Source organism: Pseudomonas sp. HS6-2, from assembly GCF_049325675.2.
In the GTDB taxonomy this organism is placed as follows: domain Bacteria; phylum Pseudomonadota; class Gammaproteobacteria; order Pseudomonadales; family Pseudomonadaceae; genus Aquipseudomonas; species Aquipseudomonas putida_N.
Map to the genome: position 1 here is coordinate 4763617 of NZ_CM143906.1, position 23156 is coordinate 4786772.

General features: G+C 63.6%; 22 protein-coding genes. 15 read left to right on the top strand and 7 right to left on the bottom strand.

Annotated features, from left to right (window positions below):
* Positions 1 to 30 precede the first annotated feature (30 nt).
* Entirely contained in the window at positions 31 to 804 is a 774-nt protein-coding gene (locus ACOKS3_RS22230; protein ID WP_374755333.1) for an MlaA family lipoprotein, read from the top strand.
* Between the two features lie 15 nt (positions 805 to 819).
* On the opposite strand, the gene ACOKS3_RS22235 is transcribed toward ACOKS3_RS22230, so the two are convergent.
* A complete protein-coding gene (locus tag ACOKS3_RS22235) occupies positions 820 to 1968 on the bottom strand; it encodes a patatin-like phospholipase family protein (protein ID WP_103449566.1) in 1149 nt (382 codons plus the stop codon).
* 15 nt (positions 1969 to 1983) lie between these two features.
* On the bottom strand, positions 1984 to 2919 hold the full coding sequence (locus ACOKS3_RS22240; RefSeq protein ID WP_103449565.1) for a lipid A biosynthesis lauroyl acyltransferase: 936 nt from the start codon (positions 2917 to 2919) through the stop codon (positions 1984 to 1986).
* Between the two features lie 111 nt (positions 2920 to 3030).
* On the opposite strand from ACOKS3_RS22240, the gene minC reads away from it, so the two are divergent.
* The 7 genes from minC (at position 3031) to ACOKS3_RS22275 (ending at position 9576) form a co-directional block, all read left to right on the top strand.
* Positions 3031 to 3798, top strand: a complete 768-nt coding sequence (gene minC / locus ACOKS3_RS22245) for a septum site-determining protein MinC (protein ID WP_103449564.1) — start codon at positions 3031 to 3033, stop codon at positions 3796 to 3798.
* Positions 3799 to 3897: 99 nt separating this feature from the next.
* Entirely contained in the window at positions 3898 to 4710 is an 813-nt protein-coding gene (minD, locus tag ACOKS3_RS22250) for a septum site-determining protein MinD (protein ID WP_027918150.1), read from the top strand.
* Between the two features lie 3 nt (positions 4711 to 4713).
* Positions 4714 to 4968, top strand: coding sequence for a cell division topological specificity factor MinE (gene minE, locus ACOKS3_RS22255; protein WP_009682849.1), 255 nt, complete (start codon positions 4714 to 4716; stop codon positions 4966 to 4968).
* 84 nt (positions 4969 to 5052) lie between these two features.
* The gene (locus ACOKS3_RS22260; protein WP_019472567.1) at positions 5053 to 5688 is read left to right on the top strand and encodes an RluA family pseudouridine synthase; all 636 of its coding nucleotides are present in this window, start codon (positions 5053 to 5055) and stop codon (positions 5686 to 5688) included.
* Between the two features lie 44 nt (positions 5689 to 5732).
* Complete coding sequence (locus ACOKS3_RS22265; RefSeq protein WP_103449563.1) at positions 5733 to 7022, top strand: M18 family aminopeptidase; 1290 nt, start codon at positions 5733 to 5735, stop codon at positions 7020 to 7022.
* A 188-nt stretch (positions 7023 to 7210) separates the two neighbouring features.
* Positions 7211 to 7378: a hypothetical protein gene (locus tag ACOKS3_RS22270; protein WP_165837385.1), complete on the top strand. Its 168-nt coding sequence runs from the start codon at positions 7211 to 7213 to the stop codon at positions 7376 to 7378.
* 44 nt (positions 7379 to 7422) lie between these two features.
* Entirely contained in the window at positions 7423 to 9576 is a 2154-nt protein-coding gene (locus ACOKS3_RS22275) for a mechanosensitive ion channel family protein (RefSeq protein ID WP_103449562.1), read from the top strand.
* A 4-nt stretch (positions 9577 to 9580) separates the two neighbouring features.
* On the opposite strand, the gene ACOKS3_RS22280 is transcribed toward ACOKS3_RS22275, so the two are convergent.
* Positions 9581 to 10294: a UTRA domain-containing protein gene (locus ACOKS3_RS22280; RefSeq protein ID WP_103449561.1), complete on the bottom strand. Its 714-nt coding sequence runs from the start codon at positions 10292 to 10294 to the stop codon at positions 9581 to 9583.
* Positions 10295 to 10611: 317 nt separating this feature from the next.
* Here ACOKS3_RS22280 and ACOKS3_RS22285 point away from each other — a divergent pair, with 317 nt between their 5' ends.
* The 6 genes from ACOKS3_RS22285 to ACOKS3_RS22310 all read left to right on the top strand — a co-directional run bounded on the left by ACOKS3_RS22285 (position 10612) and on the right by ACOKS3_RS22310 (position 15888).
* On the top strand, positions 10612 to 11676 hold the full coding sequence (locus tag ACOKS3_RS22285) for an ABC transporter substrate-binding protein (protein ID WP_103449560.1): 1065 nt from the start codon (positions 10612 to 10614) through the stop codon (positions 11674 to 11676).
* A 126-nt stretch (positions 11677 to 11802) separates the two neighbouring features.
* On the top strand, positions 11803 to 12609 hold the full coding sequence (locus tag ACOKS3_RS22290) for an alkaline phosphatase family protein (protein WP_103449559.1): 807 nt from the start codon (positions 11803 to 11805) through the stop codon (positions 12607 to 12609).
* Positions 12606 to 13445, top strand: a complete 840-nt coding sequence (locus tag ACOKS3_RS22295; protein WP_422762974.1) for an ABC transporter permease — start codon at positions 12606 to 12608, stop codon at positions 13443 to 13445. The genes ACOKS3_RS22290 and ACOKS3_RS22295 overlap by 4 nt, the downstream gene beginning before the upstream one ends.
* Positions 13435 to 14229, top strand: coding sequence for an ABC transporter permease (locus tag ACOKS3_RS22300; RefSeq protein ID WP_103449557.1), 795 nt, complete (start codon positions 13435 to 13437; stop codon positions 14227 to 14229). Before ACOKS3_RS22295 ends, ACOKS3_RS22300 begins: the two co-directional genes overlap by 11 nt.
* Position 14230: 1 nt before the next feature.
* Entirely contained in the window at positions 14231 to 15220 is a 990-nt protein-coding gene (locus tag ACOKS3_RS22305; protein ID WP_103449556.1) for an ABC transporter ATP-binding protein, read from the top strand.
* 14 nt (positions 15221 to 15234) lie between these two features.
* On the top strand, positions 15235 to 15888 hold the full coding sequence (locus tag ACOKS3_RS22310; protein ID WP_103449555.1) for an HAD family hydrolase: 654 nt from the start codon (positions 15235 to 15237) through the stop codon (positions 15886 to 15888).
* A gap of 121 nt (positions 15889 to 16009) precedes the next feature.
* Here ACOKS3_RS22310 and ACOKS3_RS22315 read toward each other — a convergent pair whose 3' ends face one another.
* Positions 16010 to 16972 carry an NAD(P)H-quinone oxidoreductase gene (locus ACOKS3_RS22315; RefSeq protein WP_422762973.1) on the bottom strand — a complete coding sequence of 321 codons (963 nt, stop codon included), beginning with the start codon at positions 16970 to 16972 and terminating at the stop codon, positions 16010 to 16012.
* A 143-nt stretch (positions 16973 to 17115) separates the two neighbouring features.
* Between ACOKS3_RS22315 and ACOKS3_RS22320 the strand changes: the two genes are divergently transcribed.
* On the top strand, positions 17116 to 19197 hold the full coding sequence (locus ACOKS3_RS22320) for a carboxy terminal-processing peptidase (RefSeq protein ID WP_422762972.1): 2082 nt from the start codon (positions 17116 to 17118) through the stop codon (positions 19195 to 19197).
* 65 nt (positions 19198 to 19262) lie between these two features.
* On the opposite strand, the gene ACOKS3_RS22325 is transcribed toward ACOKS3_RS22320, so the two are convergent.
* Genes ACOKS3_RS22325 through ACOKS3_RS22335 form a run of 3 tightly spaced genes read right to left on the bottom strand, consistent with a single transcriptional unit; the run spans position 19263 to position 23101 of the window.
* Positions 19263 to 20093 (bottom strand): hypothetical protein, encoded by an 831-nt coding sequence (locus ACOKS3_RS22325; RefSeq protein WP_103449552.1) that lies wholly within the window; start codon positions 20091 to 20093, stop codon positions 19263 to 19265.
* The gene (locus ACOKS3_RS22330; protein ID WP_103449551.1) at positions 20094 to 21635 is read right to left on the bottom strand and encodes a hypothetical protein; all 1542 of its coding nucleotides are present in this window, start codon (positions 21633 to 21635) and stop codon (positions 20094 to 20096) included.
* 14 nt (positions 21636 to 21649) lie between these two features.
* Entirely contained in the window at positions 21650 to 23101 is a 1452-nt protein-coding gene (locus ACOKS3_RS22335; RefSeq protein ID WP_422762971.1) for an OmpA family protein, read from the bottom strand.
* Positions 23102 to 23156: the final 55 nt, after the last annotated feature.

The window sequence follows — 23156 nt, forward strand, 5'->3', positions numbered from 1 at the left end:
ACCGCGCTGCTCGTCGTCGCCGGCAATGCCCTGGCCGCGGAAACCGCGGCACGGGCCAGCGTGGTCGAAGCCGACCCGCAAGTTACCCATGCGCCGCTGACACCGGAAGCCGACGGTTTCATCGACCCGCTGCGCGAACTGAAATTCAACCCCGGGCTCGACCAGCGCGAGTTCGAACGCTCGACCCTGGAAGCACTGAACGTGTACGACCCGCTGGAATCGGTGAACCGGCGCATCTACCACTTCAACTACCGCCTGGACCAATGGGTGCTGCTGCCACTGGTCAGCGGCTACCAGTACGTCACGCCCAGCTTCGTGCGCACCGGGGTGAGCAACTTCTTCAACAACCTGGGTGACGTACCGAACCTGTTCAACAGCGTGCTGCAGCTCAAGGCCAAGCGCTCGGCGGAGATCACCGCGCGGCTGATGTTCAACACCATCATCGGCGTGGGGGGCTTGTGGGACCCAGCCACCAGCATGGGGCTGCCGCGCCAGAGCGAGGACTTTGGCCAGACCCTGGGCTTCTATGGCGTGCCGGAGGGGCCCTACCTGATGCTGCCGGTGCTCGGCCCGTCGAACCTGCGCGACACCACCGGGCTGGTGGTGGACTATGCCGGCGAGCAGGCGGTCAATTACCTGAACGTGGCCGAGGCCAGCGAAAATCACCCGGAGATCTTCGCCTTGCGCGTGGTGGACAAGCGCTACACCACCAAATTCCGCTATGGGCAGCTCAACTCGCCGTTCGAGTATGAGAAGGTGCGGTATGTGTATACCCAGGCGCGCAAGCTGCAGATAGCCGAGTAAGCATGCCTGGCGAAATCAGATGCCCAGGAACTGGCACAGCTCGCGCTTCTTGGCCAAGGCATCGCGCCGCCCCAGTTCGATCAGCTCGCTGCAATAGCTGGCCTCGAACAACAAATAGCTCAACACCCCTGCCCCGCTGGTCCGGGTTGCCCCCGGACCACGCAGGAACAGGCGCAACGCCGCCGGCAACTCGCGCCGGTGCCGCGCCGCAATCTCGTCCAGCGGTTGGCTGGGCGCTACCACCAGCACCTCGATCGGCGCCAGCCCCAGGCGCCGTGCATCCAGGTGCGCCGGCAGCAGCCGGCTCAGGTGGTTGAGCCGCTGCAGCAGTTCGATATCATCCTCAAGGCTGTCGATGAAAGTGCTGTTGAGCAGGTGCCCACCGATCTGCGCCAGGCTCGGCTGCTGGCCGCTGAACACACGCTGGGGCGGCAACGGCGCCGCCGGGCGCTGCGGGTTACCGCTGACCCCGACCACCAGCACCCGGCTGGCGCCCAGGTGCAGGGCCGGGCTGATCGGTGCCGACTGGCGCACCGCGCCGTCGCCGTAATACTCGTCGCCCAGGCGCACCGGGGCGAACAACAGCGGAATCGCCGCGCTGGCCAGCAGGTGGTCGATGGTCAATGGCGTGGGCACGCCGATGCGGCGGTGGCGCAGCCAGGCGTCGATGGTGCCGCGCCCTTGGTAGAAGGTCACCGCCTGGCCACTTTCATAGCCGAAAGCGGTCACGGCAACTGCCCGCAATTGCTCGGCGGCGATGGAATGGCCGATGCCATCCAGGTCCAGGTGCGACTCCAGCAGGCCGCGCAGGGGGCTGCTGTCGAGCAAGGCCACCGGCGCCTGTCCGCCAAGGCCAAGCAGGCTGTGGCCGACGAAGCGGCTGGCCTGGCGCACCACGCCGGGCCAGTCGCTGCGGATGACCAGGCGGCTGCGGAAGTTCTGCCAGAACGCGGTGAGGCGCTGCACGGCGTCGTTGAAGCGCGTGGCGCCACTGGCCAGGGTCACAGCGTTGATGGCACCGGCCGAGGTGCCGACGATGACCGGGAACGGGTTGGGCGCGCCGGGCGGCAGCAGCTCGGCGATGCCGGCGAGGACGCCGACCTGATAGGCCGCGCGGGCGCCGCCGCCAGAAAGGATGAGACCAGTTACCGGGGGTGGCGCCATGGATTGCGTCCTGGATCAGCGTTTTTTCTTGTCGTACAGCCGCGGCGCGCCCTCGGGCCGCGACTTGAAGCGCCGATGCGCCCACAGGTACTGCTCCGGGCACTCGCGCAGCACGCCTTCGACCCACTGGTTGATGCGCAGGCAATCGGCTTCTTCGCTCTCACCGGGGAAGGCCTCCAGCGGCGGGTGGATCACCAGACGATAGCCGCTGCCGTCCTCCAGGCGCTTCTGGGTGAACGGAATCACCTGCGCCTTGCCCAGGCGGGCGAACTTGGTGGTCGCGGTGACCGTGGCTGCCGGAATACCGAACAACGGCACGAAGATGCTCTGCTTGGCGCCGTAGTCCTGGTCCGGTGCGTACCAGATCGCCCGGCCCGAACGCAGCAGCTTGAGCATGCCACGCACGTCATCACGCTCCACGGCCAGCGAATCGAGGTTGTGCCGTTCACGGCCACTGCGCTGGATGAAGTCGAACAGCGGGTTGCCGTGCTCGCGATACATGCCGTCGATGGTATGCGCCTGGCCAAGCAACGCGGCGCCGATCTCCAGGGTGGTGAAGTGCACCGCCATCAGGATGGCGCCTTGCCCGGCCTGCTGCGCCGCCTGCAGGTGCTCGAGGCCTTCGATGTGGGCCAGGCGTGCCAGACGGGCCTTAGGCCACCACCAGCTCATGGCCATTTCGAAGAAGGCGATGCCGGTGGAGGCGAAGTTGGCCTTGAGCAGACGCCGCCGTTCGTCGTCGGACAGTTCCGGGAAGCACAGTTCGAGGTTGCGCGCGGCAATGCGCCGGCGCTCGCCGGCCACGCGGTACATCAGCGCGCCCAGGGCACCGCCGAGCCACAGCAGGGCACGGTAGGGCAACTGCACCACCAGCCACAGCAGGCCCAGGCCCAGCCACAGGCCCCAGAATCGCGGGTGGAGGAAATAGGGTCGAAAACGCGGGCGTTCCATTGAAGCTTCCGGCAAGACAAAGGCCGAGCATTCTACAACGGATCGGCACCGGTTGCGGCCAACCGGTCTTATCGCTATAAGTCAGGGCACTTTTTTCGCAACAAGCCGTCTATGCAGACCATGAGCCCAAACCACACATCCGATACCGCCTCCGTGTTCCAGCTCAAGGGCAGCATGCTCGCCATCACTGTGCTGGAACTGGGGCGTAACGACCTGGAAGCCCTCGACCGCCAGCTGGCGGCGAAAGTGGCCCAGGCCCCGAATTTTTTCAGCAACACGCCGCTGGTGCTGGCGCTGGACAAGCTGCCGGCCAACGAAGGGGCGATCGACCTGCCCGGGCTGATGCGTATCTGCCGCCACCATGGCCTGCGAACCCTGGCGATCCGCGCCAACCGCATCGAGGACATCGCCGCGGCGATCGCCATCGACCTGCCGGTGCTGCCGCCGTCCGGCGCCCGCGAGCGACCGCTGGAGCCCGAACCCGAGGTGAAGAAGGTCGAGCCCGTGCCTGAGCCGGCCCCGGCTCCGGCACCAGCCGAGCCAGAGGTGCGCCCTACCCGCATCATCACCTCCCCCGTGCGCGGCGGCCAGCAGATCTACGCCCAGGGTGGCGACCTGATCGTCACCGCTTCGGTCAGCCCGGGTGCGGAACTTCTCGCCGATGGCAACATCCATGTGTACGGCGCCATGCGCGGCCGCGCCCTGGCCGGGATCAAAGGCAATACCAAGGCGCGTATCTTCTGCCAGCAGATGACCGCCGAAATGGTCTCGATCGCCGGCCAGTACAAGGTGTGCGAAGACCTGCGCCGCGACCCGCTATGGGGTGCCGGCGTGCAAGTCAGCCTGTCCGGTGACGTGTTGAACATCACCCGTCTTTAACGGATACTTGCCGTCATTTTTAGAGCAACTTTTTTATCTGTTGCCGTTTTTTGCATTTTGCTGGGACACGTGTCCCGACTTATTTAGGGGTGAAACACCTTGGCCAAGATTCTCGTCGTTACTTCCGGCAAGGGGGGTGTGGGCAAGACCACCACCAGCGCCGCCATCGGCACCGGCCTCGCACTGCGCGGCCACAAGACTGTCATCGTCGACTTCGACGTGGGCCTGCGTAACCTCGACCTGATCATGGGCTGCGAACGCCGCGTGGTGTACGACTTCGTCAACGTGGTCAACGGCGAAGCCAACCTGCAGCAGGCCCTGATCAAGGACAAGCGCCTCGAGAACCTGTTCGTGCTGGCCGCCAGCCAGACCCGCGACAAGGACGCCCTGACCCAGGAAGGCGTGGAAAAAGTGCTGATGGACTTGAAAGAGCAGTTCGAGTACGTCATCTGCGACTCCCCGGCCGGTATCGAGAAAGGCGCTCACCTGGCGATGTACTTCGCCGACGAAGCCATTGTCGTCACCAACCCGGAAGTCTCCTCGGTACGTGACTCGGACCGTATGCTGGGCATCCTGTCGAGCAAGTCGCGCCGCTCCGAAAACGGCGAAGAGCCGATCAAGGAACACCTGCTGATCACCCGTTACCATCCCGAGCGCGTGGTGAAAGGTGAAATGCTCAGCGTCGCCGACGTCGAAGAAATCCTGTCGATCAAGCTCAAGGGCGTGATCCCCGAGTCCCAGGCCGTGCTGAAGGCCTCCAACCAGGGCATCCCGGTCATCCTCGACGACCAGAGCGATGCCGGCCAGGCCTACAGCGACGCGGTCGACCGCCTGCTGGGCAAAGAGAAGCCGATGCGCTTCATCGATGTACAGAAGAAGGGATTCTTCGAGCGCATTTTCGGGAGCAAATAAACCATGAACCTTTTTGACTTCTTTCGTGGCAGGCAGAAACAGACCAGTGCGTCGGTAGCGAAAGAGCGTCTACAGATCATCGTGGCGCACGAGCGCGGCCAGCGCAGCGAGCCGGACTACCTGCCGGAGCTGCAGAAGGAACTGCTGGAAGTGATCCGCAAGTACGTGAACATCGGCAACGACGATGTGCACATCGAGCTGGAGAACCAGGGCAGTTGCTCGATTCTGGAACTGAACATCACCTTGCCTGATCGCTGATCCAGGCGTTTCAGGCACAGGCGAAAACCACTGGGGCTGCATTGCAGCCCCAGTGGTTTTTGTCATTTTCACAGAGAACACGCAATGCCGCTGTCGAACATCCAGATCCTCCATGAAGACGCTGCCATCCTGGTGATCAACAAACCGACCCTGCTGCTGTCGGTGCCCGGCCGTGCCGAGGACAACAAGGACTGCCTGATCACCCGCCTGCAGGAAAACGGCTATCCGGACGCGCTGATCGTGCACCGCCTGGACTGGGAAACCTCCGGCATCATCCTGCTGGCCCGCGATGCAGACAGCCACCGCGAGCTGTCGCGCCAGTTCCACGACCGCGAGACCGAAAAGGCCTACACCGCGTTATGCTGGGGCCAGCCGGCGCTGGACAGCGGCAGCATCGACCTGCCCCTGCGCTACGATCCACCGACCAAGCCTCGGCACGTGGTTGACCATGAGCAAGGCAAGCATGCGCTGACCTTCTGGCGCATCGTCGAGCGTTGCGGGGACCACTGCCGGGTCGAACTGACGCCGATCACCGGCCGTTCGCACCAGCTGCGCGTGCACATGCTGTCGATCGGCCATCCGTTGCTGGGCGACCGCCTGTATGCCAACCCGGAGGCGCTGGCGGCCCATGAGCGGCTGTGCCTGCATGCCTCGATGCTGAGCTTCACCCACCCGGTTTCCGGGGAGCGCTTGAAGTTCGAGTGCCCTGCCCCCTTCTGAAGGTATCTGCGCTAAACTCGCGCCACTGCTGTCTGGAGTGAGTTATGCGCGAAGCACTGAATACCGGCCTGATTGAATTCCTCAAGGCCTCCCCGACGCCTTTTCATGCCACCGCCAGCCTGGCCCAGCGCCTGGAGGCGGCCGGCTACCAGCGCCTGGACGAGCGTGACAGCTGGGCTACGGTGCCCGGTGGCCGCTACTACGTTACCCGCAACGACTCCTCGATCATCGCGATCAAGCTGGGCAAGCAGCCGCCGCTGCTGAACGGCATCCGCATGGTCGGCGCCCACACCGACAGCCCGTGCCTGCGGGTCAAGCCACAGCCCGAGCTGCAGCGCCAGGGCTTCCTGCAACTGGGCGTGGAAGTCTACGGCGGCGCGCTGCTGGCACCGTGGTTCGACCGCGACCTGTCGCTGGCCGGGCGTGTCACCTTCCGCCGTGACGGCAAGGTCGAAAGCCAGCTGATCGACTTCAAGCTGCCGATCGCGATCATCCCCAACCTGGCGATCCACCTGAACCGCACCGCCAATGAAGGCTGGCAGATCAACCCGCAGAACGAGCTGCCGCCGGTGCTGGCCCAGGTGGCCGGTGACGAGCGCATCGACTTCCGTGCCGTGCTCACCGAGCAGCTGGCCCGCGAGCACGACCTCAACGCCGACGTGGTGCTGGATTACGAGCTGAGTTTCTACGACACCCAGGACGCCGCGCTGATCGGCCTGAACGGCGACTTCATCGCCGGCGCCCGCCTGGACAACCTGCTGTCGTGCTATGCCGGCCTGCAGGCGCTGCTGAGCGCCGACAGTGACGAGACCTGCGTGCTGGTGTGCAACGACCATGAAGAGGTCGGCAGCTGCTCGGCCTGCGGCGCCGACGGCCCGATGCTCGAACAGACCCTGCAACGCCTGCTCCCGGACGGCGACGCTTACGTGCGCACCATCCAGCGCTCGCTGATGGTCTCGGCCGACAACGCCCACGGCGTACACCCCAACTACGCCGACAAGCACGACGGCAACCACGGGCCCAAGCTCAATGCCGGCCCGGTGATCAAGGTCAACAACAATCAGCGCTATGCCACCAACAGCGAAACCGCCGGGTTCTTCCGCCACCTGTGCATGGCCCAGGAAGTGCCGGTGCAGAGCTTCGTGGTGCGCAGCGACATGGGCTGTGGTTCGACCATCGGGCCGATTGCGGCTAGCCACCTTGGGGTGCGCACGGTGGATATCGGCTTGCCGACCTTTGCCATGCACTCGATCCGCGAGCTGTGTGGCAGCCAAGACCTGGCGCACCTGGTGAAGGTGCTGAGCGCCTTCTACCGTAGCCGCGAGCTGCCTTGAGATTGATGTAGGCAGGCCCGGCCTTTTCGCGGGACAAGCCCGCGCCTACAGGCGATCGCGTTCCCTTGTAGGAGCGGGCTTGCCCCGCGAAAGGGCCGGGCCTGCAAACAGATGCCCAGGATCAATCCCCCTTCTGCCCAACCCGCTATGCTTGTTGTATGACCCCCAAAGCAGAAGGACCGCTGCCCATGTCCCCCTTTCTCTCACTGTTCGTGCCGGTGTTCCTGTTCCTGATGCTGCTGACCATCGGCTTCAGTATGCGTGAGCGCAATATCGGCGTGCTGATGATGTGGATCGGCACGCTGGGCATTTTTGGCCTCACCTGCTGGACGATCCTGGAGAAACTGCCGACATAAACCTCTACACTCGGTCAATCGTTTGACCTGAGGTAGATTTCCCGGTGCCAGCCTTTCTGCGTTGCCTAGCCCTGCTGCTGTTCATCTTCATGTCCCCGGTCCAGGCGGCGGGCTTGCCCAGCCTGCTGGGCTCCAGCGCCCCCGCCCAGCCCGAAGCCACCGAACCACTGGGCAAGTCCCTGGACGAGGTGATCAAGAACCTCGAAAACGACCAGCAACGCGCCAAGCTGCTGGCCGACCTGAAGAAGCTGCGCGACGCCACCAAACAATCGCAACCCACCGTCGAACAGGGGGTCCTGGGCCTGATCGGCGGCGCCCTGTACGACTTCGAAAAACAGTTCAGCGGTGATTCCAGCCCCTTCTACCGCTGGTCGCAGGAAATCGAACAGGCCCAGGCCGAACTGACCGAGCTGATCGTGCCGGTACATCAGTGGCCGGCCATCCTGTTCGGCTTTGCCGCGGTCATCGCGGTGTGGAGCCTGCTGGCCTATGCCTTCAACTGGGTCGGCCACCGCGTGCGGGTGCGTTTCGGCCTGACCGAGGAACTGCCGCAACACCCCCGTACCTGGGACCTGGTGCGCTTTGCCCTGCGCAAGCTGGGGCCGTGGTTGGTGGCTCTGATCTTCACCGTGTACCTGAGCTTCGCCCTGCCCCCGTCGCTGGGCAAATCACTGGCCATGGTGCTGGCCTATGCACTGGTGGTCGGCACCTGTTTCTCGGCCATCTGCGTGATCGCCTTCTCGCTGCTCGACGGCCCCCATCGCCACCGCGCCTTGCACATCCTGCGCCACCAGGCCTTCCGCCCGCTGTGGCTGATCGGCAGCTTCGCCGCCTTTGGCGAGGCCATGAGCGACCCGCGCATGCTGGTCGCCCTGGGTACCCACCTGGCCCATGCCCTGGCAACCCTGGCCAATGTCATCGCGGCGCTATCGTCCGGCCTGTTCATCCTGCGCTTCCGCCGGCCGATCGCCCACTTGATCCGCAACCAGCCCCTGGCCCGGCGCCTGACCCGGCGCACCCTCAGCGACACCATCGAGATCCTCGGCAGCTTCTGGTTCGTGCCGGCGCTGATCCTGGTGGCAGTCTCGCTGTTCGCCACCTTCATTTCCGCCGGCGACACCAGCACCGCCCTGCGCCAGTCGCTGATGTGTACCGTGCTGGTGGTGGTGTGCATGGTGCTCAACGGCCTGGTGCGCCGCCACGCCGCCAACCCCAAACGCGCCAGCAAGCGCCAGGCGGTATATGCCGAGCGCTTGCGCAATTTCGGCTACCTGCTGGTACACCTGTTCATCTGGCTGGTGTTCATCGAACTGGGGCTACGCGTGTGGGGCCTGTCGATGATCGGCTTCGCCGAGGGCGACGGCCATGAAGTGAGCGTGCGCCTGCTGGGCCTGGCCGGCACGCTGATCGTCGCCTGGCTGGTGTGGATCCTCGCCGATACCGCCGTGCACCATGCCTTGGTGCGCTCGCGCCGAGGCCTGGCCAACGCCCGCGCGCAGACCATGATGCCGCTGATCCGCAACGTGCTGTTCGTGGTGATCTTCATCATCGCGGTGATCGTCGCCCTGGCCAACATGGGCATGAACGTCACGCCGCTGCTGGCCGGTGCCGGTGTGATCGGCCTGGCCATCGGTTTTGGCGCACAGTCGCTGGTGGCCGACCTGATCACCGGTTTATTCATCATCATCGAGGACTCGCTGGCGATCGACGACTACGTCGATGTCGGTGGCCACCTGGGCACGGTCGAAGGCCTGACCATCCGTACCGTGCGCCTGCGTGACATCGACGGCATCGTGCACACCATCCCGTTCAGCGAGATCAAGAGCATCAAGAACTACTCCCGTGAGTTCGGTTACGCGATCTTCCGTGTGGCGATTCCGCACAGCATGAACATCGACCAGGCGATCACGCTGATTCGCGAAGTGGGGCAGAAACTGCGCAACGACCCGCTGATGCGCCGCAACATCTGGTCGCCGCTGGAATTGCAGGGGGTGGAGAGTTTCGAGTCTGGCTCGGCGATCCTGCGGGCACGGTTCAAGACCGCGCCGATCAAGCAGTGGGAAGTGTCGAGGGCGTTCAACCTGGCCTTGAAGCGCCAGTTGGATGAGGCAGGACTGGACCTGGCCACGCCGCGGTTGTCAGTGCAGGTGGTCACCGCCGGAGGGGGCGGGGTGACAGAAGCCGGTTCCTCCAGTTAAGGCCCTAACCCGCCTGGGCGCGGATGCAAATGGCATCGTGCCGCCAATATTCCAGGTCACAGTCGATCAGGTGCCCATGCTGGTCGCTGTTGACCCGGGTGATATGCAGGCCTGGGCTGCCGGCCGACACCTTCAACGCCCCCGCCGCCTCCACCGGCAAGGCGGTCGGCAGGATCTCGAAGCACACCTGCCCGTACTGGATGCCATACACCCGCCCGTAGATTTCGGTCAGCGACTGCGCCAGGTCCTGGTCGAGGATGCCAGGAAAATACTTCGGGTTCAGGTAGTGCTCGGCATACAGCACCGCCCGCCCATCGATGCGCCGCAACCGGCAGATCCGCACCACGCTGGACAGCGCCGGCAACTGCAGGCGTGCACAGATGGCCGCCGAAGCTGGCTGCAGGCGCGCCGAGAGCAGCTCGGTGGTGGGCACCCGGCCCTGATCCCGCACCATCGCATGAAAGTGGCTACGCTCGATCAGGTCGTAGGTCAGCCGCTGCGGCGCGACAAACCAGCCGCGCCGCTCTTCGCGGTAGATCAGTCCTTGGGCTTCCAGCTGGACCAGCGCTTCGCGCAGGGTGATGCGCGTGGTGGCGAACACCTCGCTGAGCTTGCGTTCGGCCGGCAATTTGCCGCCCGGCGCCAGCAAGCCGTGCTCGATCTGCTCCTGCAGGGCATGGCAGATGGCTGTTACCGCGCGCGGTGGCGTCGACTGCATCAAAAGGTTACCTATCTGGACTAGTCCAGCCCCATGACGAGGCCTCTGGAGAATAGTGCAAGCCTAGGCAGGGCTGATGAACATCCTGTGACAAAAGCCTTGGTCAGCCACTGCCGGAAACGCGCCAAGCCAGCAAAGCCGGGATGATCGGGTGGTCTACGCTGTAGCTTCAAGGCCTTTGCAAGCCCTGCCCTACATCAAACTGTCACGCAAACGGCCTACCTTGGCTCAAGCTTTGCTGACCTAGACCAACGGTCAGCAAAAACAGCCTCATTCATAACAACGATCGCTAAAGGCACCCACCCAAGGAGCTTCGGATGAAAAAGTTGTTCATGGCGTCACTGCTCGGCTCGGCCATTACCCTGTGCACCTCGGCGATGGCCGCCGGCCCCGACATCAAGGCCCTGGAAGACGCCGCCCGCAAGGAAGGCAACGTCAACAGCGTGGGCATGCCCGATGCCTGGGCCAACTGGAAAGGCACCTGGGAAGACCTGGCCAGCAAATACGGCCTCAAGCACAGTGACACCGACATGAGTTCGGCTCAGGAAGTCGCGAAGTTCGAAGCCGAGAAGGACAACGCCAGCGCCGACATCGGTGACGTCGGTGCCGCCTTCGGCCCGATCGCCTTCAACAAGGGCGTGACCCAGCCGTACAAGCCAAGCACCTGGGACCAGGTACCTGACTGGGCCAAGGACAAGGACGGCCACTGGGCGCTGGCCTATACCGGCACCATTGCCTTCATCATCAACAAAGACCTGGTCAAGGAAGGCGATCGCCCGACCAGCTGGCACGACCTGGAAAAAGGCAAGTACAAGGTTGCCATCGGTGACGTCAGCACCGCCGCGCAGGCTGCCAACGGCGTGCTGGCTGCGGCCATCGCCTACAAAGGTGACGAGAAGAATATCGAACCTGGCCTGCAGCTGTTCACCAAGCTGGCCCAGCAGAAGCGCCTGTCGCTGGCCAACCCGACCATCCAGACCATCGAGAAAGGCGAAGTCGAGGTCGGTGTGGTGTGGGACTTCAACGGCCTGAGCTACCGCGAGCAGATCGACCCCAAGCGCTTCGAAGTGCTGATCCCATCTGACGGTACGGTGATCTCCGGCTATACCACCATCATCAACAAGTACGCCAAGCACCCGAACGCGGCCAAATTGGCGCGTGAGTACATCTTCAGCGACGCCGGGCAGATCAACCTGGCCAAGGGGCATGCGCGGCCGATCCGTGCCGAGCACCTGAAGCTGCCGGAGGATGTGCAGGCCAAGTTGCTGCCGAACGAGCAGTACAAGGCGGCGCAGCCGATCAAGGATGCCGAGGTGTGGGAAGCGACCTCGAAGAAACTGCCGCAGATGTGGCAGGAGCAAGTGATCATCGAGATGGAGTAACAGCGAGGGCTGCGCCCTCGTTCGCGGGTCAAGCCCGCTCCTGCAGGCCCGCGCCGGCCTGTAGGAGCGGGCTTGACCCGCGAAAGGCCGCAAAGCGGCCGCTCTTGAAAACCCGCGGAGCTTCAAATGAACCACAACGTCATCCTGGTCCTGCTCGACGGCCTCAACTACCAGGTCGCCCACCACGCCATGGGCCACCTGCACGCCTACGTCGAGGCCGACCGAGCCGCGCTCTACCGCATGGAATGCGAACTGCCTTCGCTGTCACGGCCGCTGTATGAGTGCATCCTCACCGGCGTGGCGCCGATCGACAGCGGCATCGTGCACAACAACGTCAACCGCCTGTCCAACCAGCGCAGCGTGTTCCACTACGCCCGCGAAGCCAACCTGGGCACCGCGGCGGCGGCCTATCACTGGATGAGCGAGCTGTACAACCGCTCCCCCTTCGACCCACAGCGCGACCGCCACACCCACGCGCCAAAGCTGCCGATCCAGCACGGCCTGTTCTACTGGGACGATCGCTACCCTGATTCACACCTGCTGGCCGACGGCGAATACCTGCGTCGCCGCCATGCGCCGAATTTCCTCCTGGTGCACCCGATGAGCATCGACGATGTCGGCCACCGCCATGGCCTGGACAGCAGCCAGTACCGCAATGCCGCGCGCAGCGCCGACATCCTGTTGTCCGACTACCTGCCGGGCTGGCTCGAAGAGGGTTACCAGGTGCTGGTCACCGCCGATCACGGCATGAACAACGACCGCTCGCACAACGGCCTGCTGGCCGAGGAGCGTGAGGTGCCGCTGTTCGTGTTCGGCGACGCCTTCAGCCTCGACCCGGCCGCCAAACCGCTGCAGACTGAACTGTGCGGGACCATCTGCAAGCTGCTGGGCGCCGCGCATGACAAGACCGTGTGCTGGGAGCTGCTCAAGTGAAGGCCGGCAACCGTGGTCGCTACCTGGCCCTGCTCTGCCTGCTGCCGTTCGCCGTGTTCTTCGTGATCTTCCAGATCGCCCCGCTGGCCTGGGTGGCCATCAACAGCCTGCAATCGGAAGCCGGCTGGGGCGTGGAAAACTTCAGCAAGGTGTTCGCCTCCAAGTTCTACCTGCAGGCGCTGCAACGCAGCCTGGAGATCAGCTTCTGGTCGAGCCTGTTCGGCATCGTCATCGCCACCCTCGGCGCCTATTCGCTGCGCCAGGTCGACTCGAAGCTGCGCGACTTCGTCAGCGCCTTCGCCAACATGACCAGCAACTTTGCCGGGGTGCCGCTGGCCTTCGCCTTCATCATCCTGCTCGGATTCAACGGCGCGCTGACCTTGCTGCTGAAACAGATCGGCCTGCTGCAGGACTTCAGCATCTACTCCAAGAGCGGCCTGATCCTGGTGTACACCTACTTCCAGATCCCGCTCGGCGTGCTGCTGCTCTACCCGGCCTTCGACGCCCTGCGCGAAGACTGGCGCGAGTCTGCGGCGCTGCTCGGCGCCAGCCACTGGCAGTTCTGGCGGCATATCGGCCTGCCGGTACTGACCCCGGCGCTGCTCGGCACCTTCGTCATCCTGCTGGCCAACGCCCTCGGCGCCTATGCCACCGTTTATGCCCTGACCACCGGCAACTTCAACGTGCTGCCGATCCGCATCGCCGGCCTGGTGGCCGGCGACATCAGCCTCGACCCGAACCTGGCCAGCGCCCTGGCAATGGTGCTGGTGGGGCTGATGACATTGGTCACGGTGGTTCATCAATGGCTGCTCAAGAGGAGCTACCATGCGCGCTGAAAAAACCTCCGCCGGGCTCTACCATCGGCTGGTGGTGTACCTGCTGTTCCTGATCCTGCTGCTGCCGCTGGCCGGCACCCTGCTCTACTCGCTGGCCACCAGCTGGTCGGCGAGCCTGCTGCCCAGCGGCCTGACCTTCAAATGGTACGTCGCGCTGTGGAGCGAACCACGCTTCCTGGCCGCGTTCGGCCAATCGCTGCTGGTGTGCGTGGGCGCACTGCTGCTGTCGGTGGTGCTGATCCTGCCGCTGCTGTTTGTGGTGCACTACCATTTCCCGAAACTCGACGCACTGATGAACATCCTCATCCTGCTGCCGTTCGCGGTGCCGCCGGTGGTGTCGTCGGTTGGCCTGCTGCAGCTCTATGGCAGCGGCCCGATGGCGATGGTCGGCACGCCGTGGATCCTGATCGGCTGCTACTTCACTATCGCCTTGCCATTCATGTACCGGGCGATCACCAACAACCTGCAGGCGATCAACCTGCGCGACCTGATGGACGCTGCCCAGCTACTCGGCGCCAGCACCTGGCAAGCCGCCCTGCTGGTGGTGCTGCCGAACCTGCGCAAGGGCCTGATGGTGGCGCTGCTGCTGTCGTTCTCGTTCCTGTTTGGTGAGTTCGTGTTCGCCAACCTGCTGGTCGGCACCCGCTACGAGACCCTGCAGGTTTACCTGAACAACATGCGCAACAGCAGTGGCCACTTCAACAGCGCGCTGGTGATCTCGTATTTCGCCTTCGTGCTGGTGCTGACCTGGGTCGCCAACCGCCTGAACAAGGACAAAACCTGACATGAGCTTCGTCAGCGTACATAACCTGCAAAAAAGCTATGCCGGCAGCCCGGTATTCGAGCACATCGACTGCCAGATCGAACGCGGCGAATTCGTTACCCTGCTCGGCCCGTCCGGCTGCGGCAAGTCCACCCTGCTGCGCTGCATCGCCGGCCTGACCCCGGTGGACGGTGGCAAGATCCTCCTCGACGGCCAAGACATCGTGCCGGTAAGCCCGCAGAAGCGTGGCATCGGCATGGTGTTCCAGAGCTATGCGCTGTTCCCCAACATGACCGTGGAGCAGAACGTGGCCTTCGGCCTGCGCATGCAGAAGGTCAAGGCCGATGAAAGCCAGCAGCGTGTGCGTGAAGCGTTGGACCTGGTGGAACTGGGCAACTTCGCCGGGCGCTACCCGCACCAGCTGTCCGGCGGCCAGTGCCAGCGCGTGGCCCTGGCCCGTTCGCTGGTCACCCGCCCGCGCCTGCTGCTGCTCGACGAACCGCTGTCGGCGCTGGATGCGCGCATTCGCAAGCACCTGCGTGAGCAGATCCGCGCGATCCAGCGCGAGCTTGGGCTGACCACCATTTTCGTCACCCACGACCAGGAGGAGGCGCTGACCATGTCCGACCGCATCTTCCTGATGAACCAGGGGCGCATCGTCCAGAGCGGCGATGCCGAAACCCTCTACACAGAGCCGGTGGACCTGTTCGCCGCCGGTTTCATCGGCAACTACAACCTGCTCGACGCCGACAGCGCCAGCCGCCTGCTGCAACGCCCGGTGGCCGGCCGCTTGGCAATCCGCCCGGAGTCGATCACCCTGGGCGTCAACGGTGAACTGGACGCCGAGGTGCGCAGTCACAGCCTGCTTGGCAACGTCATCCGCTACCGCGTAAAAGTGCGTGAGGTGGAACTGGTGGTCGACGTGCTCAACCGTTCGCCCGAGGACCTGCATGCCGACGGCCAGCGGGTTTCCCTGTCGATCGACCCCACGGCGCTGCGCGAAGTGGCCTAAGGAGAATCAGCAAGATGGCACTGGCAATTTTCGATCTGGACGAAACCCTGATCCACGGCGACTGCGCGTCGCTGTGGAGTGAACAGATGGCCCGGCTGGGCTGGGTCGATGGCAAGGAGTTCCTGCGCCGCGACCATGAACTGATGGAGGCCTACGGCAAGGGCCACTTGCAGATGGAGGATTACATGGCCTTCAGCCTGGAGCCGATTGCCGGACGCACGCTGGAGGAAGTCGAGCATCTGGTGGAGCCGTGGGTCGAGGAGGTGATCGAGCCGATCATCTACGGCGACGCCTGCCGCTGCATTGCCGAGCATCGCCGACGCGGTGACCGGATCCTGATCATTTCCGCCTCAGGCACGCACCTGGTCGGGCCGATTGCGGCGCGGCTGGGGGTGGATGAGTACCTGGCGATCGAGCTGGAAGCGGTGAACGGGGTGTATACCGGCAATACCCACGGGGTGCTGACCTACCGCGAGGGCAAGATCACCCGTTTGCTGGAATGGCTGGACCAGGAGCAGGAGAACCTGGAAGGCGCGAGTTTCTATTCCGATTCGCGCAATGACCTGCCGCTGTTGCTGAAGGTCGATCATCCGCATGTGGTGAACCCGGACGCGGTGCTCAGGGAGCATGCCGAGACTAATGGCTGGCCGGTGTTGAGCTGGAGCTGAGATCTCAGGCACCTGTACCGGCCCTTTCGCGGGGCAAGCCCACTCCTACAGGTGCGTCGCCGGCCTTGAATCCGGTGATGGGCCTGTAGAAGCGGGCTTGCCCCGCAAAGGCCTGGCCTGCTTAAGCCAGGCTAGGGTCGATGATCATCACCAGCTTGCCGGACACCTGGTTGCTCTCAAGCTCCGCATACGCCGCCTGGGCAAACTCCACCGGGTAGGTATCGACCAATTGCGGCGACAGGCGCCCTTCGGCAAACAGCGGCCACACCTGCTGCTGCAGTTCGCGCAGCAGCTCGGCCTTGAAGCCGTCATCGCGGTTGCGCAGGGTCGAGCCGGTAATCTCCAGGCGCTTGCCCAGCACCTGGGCCAGGTCCAGCTCGAACTTGCGCCCGCCCATCAGGCCGATGATCACCCAACGCCCGTCACGGGCCAGCAGTTTCAGGTTGAGCTCGCCATAGCTGGCACCCACCGGGTCCAGAATCACATCGAACGGCCCGAAGCCTTCCAGCGCGTCGAGGTTCTGGTTACGCACCACGCCACCCGCAGCACCCAGCGCCTCACAGTAGTCCAGACGGTCCTGGGAACCGACACTGACCCATACCGGGCTGCCAAACGCCTTGCACAACTGGATCGCCGCCGAGCCCACGCCACTGGCGCCAGCATGCACCAGCATTTTTTCACCGGCCTTCACCTTGCCCAGCTGGAAGATGTTCAGCCACGCCGTGGCATACACCTCCGGCAGCGCCGCCGCTTCGTGCAGGCTCAAGCCCTCTGGTACCGGCAATACATGGCGGGCATCGACTACCACTTCTTCAGCCATGGCACCGCTGGCCAGCAGCGCGCAAACACGGTCGCCCACGCGCCAATCAGCGCCGGCACCGACTTCCTCGATCACCCCGGCGCACTCCAGGCCCATGTACGGGCTGGCGCCTGGCGGCGGTGGATACAGGCCCTTCATCTGCAGCAGATCGGCGCGGTTCAGCCCCGCAGCAGCCACTCGAATGCGCACTTGGCCCGCGTCACAGGCCGGGCGTTCGGCCTCGACCCAGGCCACATGTCCGTCAACGCCTTGCAATGCCTTCACAGTGCCTCCATAGTTAAATCACAGACTGAGCCTGAGGAGCCCGCTCCCCAGGCTTTTTGCAGTATTTGTCCGGCTCCGATGGAACCGGCGAACGGAAAAGACGGCCTACTATGCGTGATCAATTGCCTCCACGTCGAATCAGCATGAAGCATTTCCTCCCAAGCACCGCCCTGGCCCTGATGGTTGGCCTGGGCAGCCTCACGCTCGGCGGCAATGCGGCGGCCGCCAACAAGTGGGACAGCTTGCAGCCGGACCGCGACGAAATCGTCGCCAGCCTCAACGTGGTGGAACTGCTCAAGCGTCACCACTACAGCAAGCCGCCGCTCGATGACGCCCGCTCGGTGATCATCTACGACAGCTACATCAAGCTGCTCGACCCGGCCCGCAGCTACTTCACCGCAGCCGACATCGCCGAATTCGACAAGTGGAAGACGCAGTTCGACGACTTCCTCAAGAGCGGCAACCTCGACCCTGGCTTCACCATCTACAAGCGCTACCTCGACCGCGTCAAGCAGCGCCTGGACTTCGCCCTGGGCGAATTGGCCAAGGGCGTCGACAAGATGGACTTCACCACCCACGAAACCTTGCTGATCGACCGCAAGGATGCCCCGTGGGAGAAGGACCAGGCCGCGCTCGACGACCTGTGGCGCAAGCGCGTCAAGGACGAGGTGCTGCGCCAGAAGATCGCCGGCAAAGAGCCGAAGCAGATCCAGGAAACCCTGACCAAGCGCTACAAGAACCAGCTGGCGCGCCTGGACCAGACCCGTGCCGAGGACATCTTCCAGGCCTACATCAATACCTTCGCCCAGTCCTACGACCCGCACACCAACTACCTGTCGCCAGACAACGCCGAGAACTTCGACATCAACATGAGCCTGTCGCTCGAAGGCATCGGCGCGGTGCTGCAGAGCGACAACGACCAGGTCAAGATCGTGCGCCTGGTGCCGGCAGGCCCGGCCGCCAAGACAAAGCAGGTAGCACCGGCGGACAAGATCATCGGCGTCGCCCAGGGCAACAAGGAAATGGTCGACGTGGTCGGCTGGCGCCTGGACGAAGTGGTCAAGCTGATCCGTGGCCCGAAAGGCTCGGTGGTGCGCCTGGAGGTCATCCCGGCCAACAATGCACCAAGCGACCAGACCAGCAAGATCGTCTCGATCACCCGCGAAGCCGTGAAGCTCGAGGAGCAGGCGGCGAAGAAGTCGGTGCTCAAGCTCAAACAGGACGGGCGTGACTACAAGCTCGGCATCATCGAGATCCCGGCCTTCTACCTGGACTTCAAGGCCTACCGTGCCGGTGACCCAGACTACAAGAGCACCACGCGCGACGTGAAGAAACTGCTCACCGAACTGCAGAAGGAAAAAGTCGACGGCGTGGTCATCGACCTGCGCAACAACGGCGGGGGTTCCCTGCAGGAAGCCACCGAGCTGACCAGCCTGTTCATCGAGAAAGGCCCGACCGTGCTGGTACGCAACAGCGACGGCCGTGTCGACGTGCTCGAAGACGAAAACCCGGGCGCATTCTACAAAGGCCCGATGGCGCTGCTGGTCAACCGCCTGTCGGCCTCAGCCTCGGAGATCTTTGCCGGCGCCATGCAGGACTACCACCGTGCGCTGATCATCGGTGGCCAGACCTTCGGCAAAGGCACCGTGCAGACCATCCAGCCCCTCAACCATGGCGAGCTGAAGCTGACCCTGGCCAAGTTCTACCGGGTCTCCGGGCAGAGCACCCAGCACCAGGGCGTGCTCCCGGACATCGACTACCCGTCGATCATCGACACCAAGGAAATCGGCGAAAGCGCCCTGCCTGAGGCCATGCCGTGGGACACCATCCGCCCGGTGGTCAAGCCAGCAGTCGACCCGTTCAAGCCGTTCCTGACTGACCTCAAGGCCAAGCATGACGCACGCAGCGCCAAGGATGCCGAGTTCACCTACATCCGTGACCGCCTGGCCCTGACCCAGAAGTTGATGGACGAGAAGACCGTCAGCCTCAACGAGCAGGAGCGCCGCGTCCGCCACGATGACGTCGAAGCCAAGCAACTGGCGATGGAGAACATCCGTCGCAAGGCCAAGGGTGAGGAGCCGCTCAAGGAGCTGAAGAAAGTCGACGAGGACGCCCTGCCGGAAGAGGATGACAAGACCAAGCCGGAAGACGACGCCTACCTGGCCGAGACCGGTCGCATCCTCATCGACTACCTGAGCGAAAGCACCAAGATGGCCAAGAAGTAACGCTCAGCACAGGCTGAAAGAAAAAGGGGCGAACATTTGCATGTTCGCCCCTTTTTTTCGCCCGTTTACTGCAGGTCGACATTCAGGCTCGGTGTGCCAAATGCCGCCAGCGAGGCGTTGGAGCCGGCGAAATAGCCGCTCCAGAATTGCTGCAACTGCTCCATGGTCTTGCCCGAACGGTAGGCGTGCTTGACGTCCTGGGTCACCAGTCCGGCGCCAGCGACATAAACGCGGGCCCCCTGCAGGTTGGCAAACAACTGGCGCTCGCCAACACGCTTGAGCTCAGCCGCCGGGTTGAGGTCACGAATTCGGTTGTTGGCGTAGAAACTCCCGAAGTCACTGTTTTCCAGCATGTCCGACAGCAGCAGGATCACGCGCTCGTCGGCCGGGCGTGAGGCCAGGTCGTTACCAATGTCGCGCAGCGAATGAAAAATCTCGCTGCGCGGAATGTCCTCGGTCGCCTCACGAAGGCTCTGGACGAATACCTGCCCGAATTTCTTGTGCAAGAACGCCTGCTGCTGCACTAGACATTTGTCGAAAGTACGCAGCGACTGCATACCGACATCATCACGAACATTGCCTGGCAGAGGTGTATTCAGTTCGCCGGCGAAACGCAGCTGCATGTACTTGCCCGGCACGAATGCCGAGAAACTGTACAGGCGCAGCTTGTCGCCAGGGCCGACGAAATGGTTTACCTGGGCCCAGGCGGCTTTCTGGATGCTCTCGGGCATCGGGATGGTCTGGTCAACGATCACCGTCAGCTCACGTCCGCTGCCCGCCTGGCGGAACGCATCAATCCTGGCATGGCCATAGCAGTCGGGAACGTCGTTGCGCTCGCTGGCCTGGGCCAGCGCAGGCAGGCAGAACAGTGCGGCGAACAAGGTCTTGAGCTTCATTCAGACGCCTTCGAAGTCTTTCAACAATTTCTGTTCATCGCGCAGTCCCAGCACCGCACCGAGGTCAAACCCCTTGGCCTGGCAGATGGTGCGCAACTGCTCGTCGCTGTAGCCCGTCAGATCCTTTTTACGCAAGGCGTCCAGGGCTGCGGCAGGCATCTCGGGCAAGGCTTCCCGAGGCGCCGCGACAACATCCTGCGGCGCGGCTTCGGCTGGCGAGCCCGGCTCTACCTTGGCTGGGCTGGCAGTGGCCACCTGGCGGGCATGGCTGTCTTCCTGGCGCAGGCGCACGAAGGCGTTGAAGTCGCGGTTCTGCGAGGCGTCAATGGCCACCGCCACGTCCGGGTTGGTGGTCGGGCGACGCGACAGCTTCATCTGCAGCTTGCGCAACTTGTGGTCGGCATGGGCACTGATACGGATGCGCTGGTTTTCCATCCAGCGTTCGAGTTCGTCAGCATTGTTGAAGGCATGCGAATACGCCCAGGCCTTCTTCGACTCCACACCCGCGAAACCGAAGATTGAGGCCAGCCAGACGCTCACTGCCTGGATGGCGATGTAAATGACCGACAGCACGACGAAGGTGATCAGCGACGCACTGCGGATGGCGTCCATCTTGTCGGTCAGGGTGTTGTCGCTGGCCTGCTGGTTCAGGGTCGCCGAGTCATCGGGCAGCTCGAACGGGCTGGCTTCGCCCTCGACCTGCTGGGCAAAGATGTCCGGGTTGCCGACCATCTCGGTCTCGATGCTCTTGAGCTGGTAGGCACGAATGCCAAACGCCGCACTGGCCATGATCAACACGACCAGGGCACAACCGATGATCCAACCGCGCTTGGGCGTGACTGTGTGATTGGTATTGAGGCGCGCGAGGATACGGTTGTAGTCCTTGGCACCGTTATCGCTGTAGGTATCCTTGATGCGGATACCCGGCAGTTGCTTCAAAGCATTGCTGCCCCGCTCGGGGTCGCTCTCCCACCAGTGCCGAGCCTTGCTGACCAGGGCATTATGGTGAATGGCGCGACCTGCCGCTTCGGCGAAGCCGGCAGAGATGATCGACAGCAAGAACGCCGCCATCCAGCCCAGGTAGGTCTGGTCGTTGCTCGAAAGGTTCTGGTTGATGAACGGTACCAGGACATAGGCGAAACCGACGGCTTCGAACAGGATAAGCAAGAAGGTCAACACCAGGACCCAGAGCGGACGTTCACGGCGATCGCTTTCACCGATGGCGTCCAGATATGCTTCGCACTTGTTGTAGTACTCGGCGTTCTTTTCACCGACATCCTGGTAATAGTCGTAATAGGCGTCGCACAAAGTGGTTTCGCTCAGTAGCCATTTGCGCTTGTCGGCAATGGTACTGGCCCGGGCCAGGCGGGCGACCGTGCCGATCAGCGGCAGGCCGTGCCAGACACGCATGGCGGTATACACCACTTGTTTCCAGTGCATAACGCACAGGATCGCCGCAACCAGGGCCAGCATGACCCCGGCACTGATCAGCCGGTTGGCCACGACCAATGCCATCAACTCGTTGAAACTGAACGCTTGCATGTGTCTTCCCTGTTTCAGGTACGAACCGGCACGAACCGGGCGGTAAAGGTTTCGCCGTCGCGGCGGGGGTAGAACAGCGCGCCATCGGTGGCCTTGGCGCTGCCCTTGCTGAATACCACGTCCATGCAGGACACCGGCGCTTGCGGATCTTTGAGGAACACCCGGTACAGCACGCGGTCTTCACCTTCATAGGTGTTGGCTACCGCATCGGCCTTGATCAGCGCCTTGCGATTGCCCTTGGCGTAGTCAGTCACAACCTGGATAAACGGCTGGCGATCGACCGCCGCATCCATACGCAGGATCGACACTGGCGAAATGGTCACCAGGTGACCATTGACCGTTTGCGCCCAAACGCGGTTGTTGTAGCCCGGCAGATAGTCGGCGGTCGGATGGCTGTCGAGTGCCTGGCCACTGGCGAGATTGAACACCTTGCCGCTTTCGCGTGGCTGGTCGGCCTCGCAGCTGCTCACCGGGATGGTGCTGGCATAAGCTGGGGACACCAGTGTGAAGCCACCGCTTTTCGGTGTGATGGTCTGCCCCAGTGTCCATTGGCTGCTGGAAACTGCCTCCCCGCCGAAATCGATCAAAGTTCCGCTACGGACAACCAATGCTGGCCCGCTTGCCGCGGGAGCCGCCGTCTTTTCTGTCGCGCTGGGCCTGGCGGGCAAGCTGCCAGCTGGCTTTGCCTGCCGAGCGGGTGACTTGGCCACCGTCGCCGTGCCGTGGGCCAGGTACTTGGGATTGTTCTGCTCGGCATTCACGCGCTTGACCAGTGTGGCGGTGTCGTTGACCTCGACGAACTCGACTCGACGGTTCTTGCCACGTTGCAGCGGGTCACTGTTGTCCGCAACCGGGCGTGAGGCCCCTGCCCCCTGGAAGTACATGCGCTGGCGTGCAATACCCTGCTCGGCAAGGATGCTGGCCACCGCCCGTGCCCGCCGCTCGGAAAGCTGCTGATTGAAGCTCGCGCTGCCGGTGGCGTCAGTGTGGCCAACCACCAGAATCGCTGTATCGCGCTGGCCGCCGAAGGCGCTGGCCAACTTGCGCACCTGGCGCTCACCGTCGGGGCTGAGTTGGGCACTGCCGACAGCGAACATGCCCTCGTCCTGCACCTGGGCGACGAAACCCGCCTCCTGTGGTGCAGCACTGGCGGTGGCCGCCGGGGTGTTGAGGGTTTCAACGTCAAGTTGCAGGTGTTCTTCCTGGGCCAGGCTGCGTAAACGGTCGATGCGGTCCTTATACGCCAGCGCCGCACCGCAACCGGCGGCTGCGCCAATGACCGCACCACCGATAACTGCACCATTGCCCTTGTTGCTGAGCGCCCCCGCAGCCGCCCCTGCCAGGGCCCCAACCGTGCCGCCCAGCAGGCAGTTGGCCGTACGGCTATGGGTATGGGAAAACTCTTCGATGCTGGCGCAACCGCTGACGCCGACTGCCACGGCAAGGGCTAGGGCCGTGCTGCGCATATTGTATTTTGAAGCTGACAAACCCGTCTCCCGAGCAATCCACTGACCCAGGGCG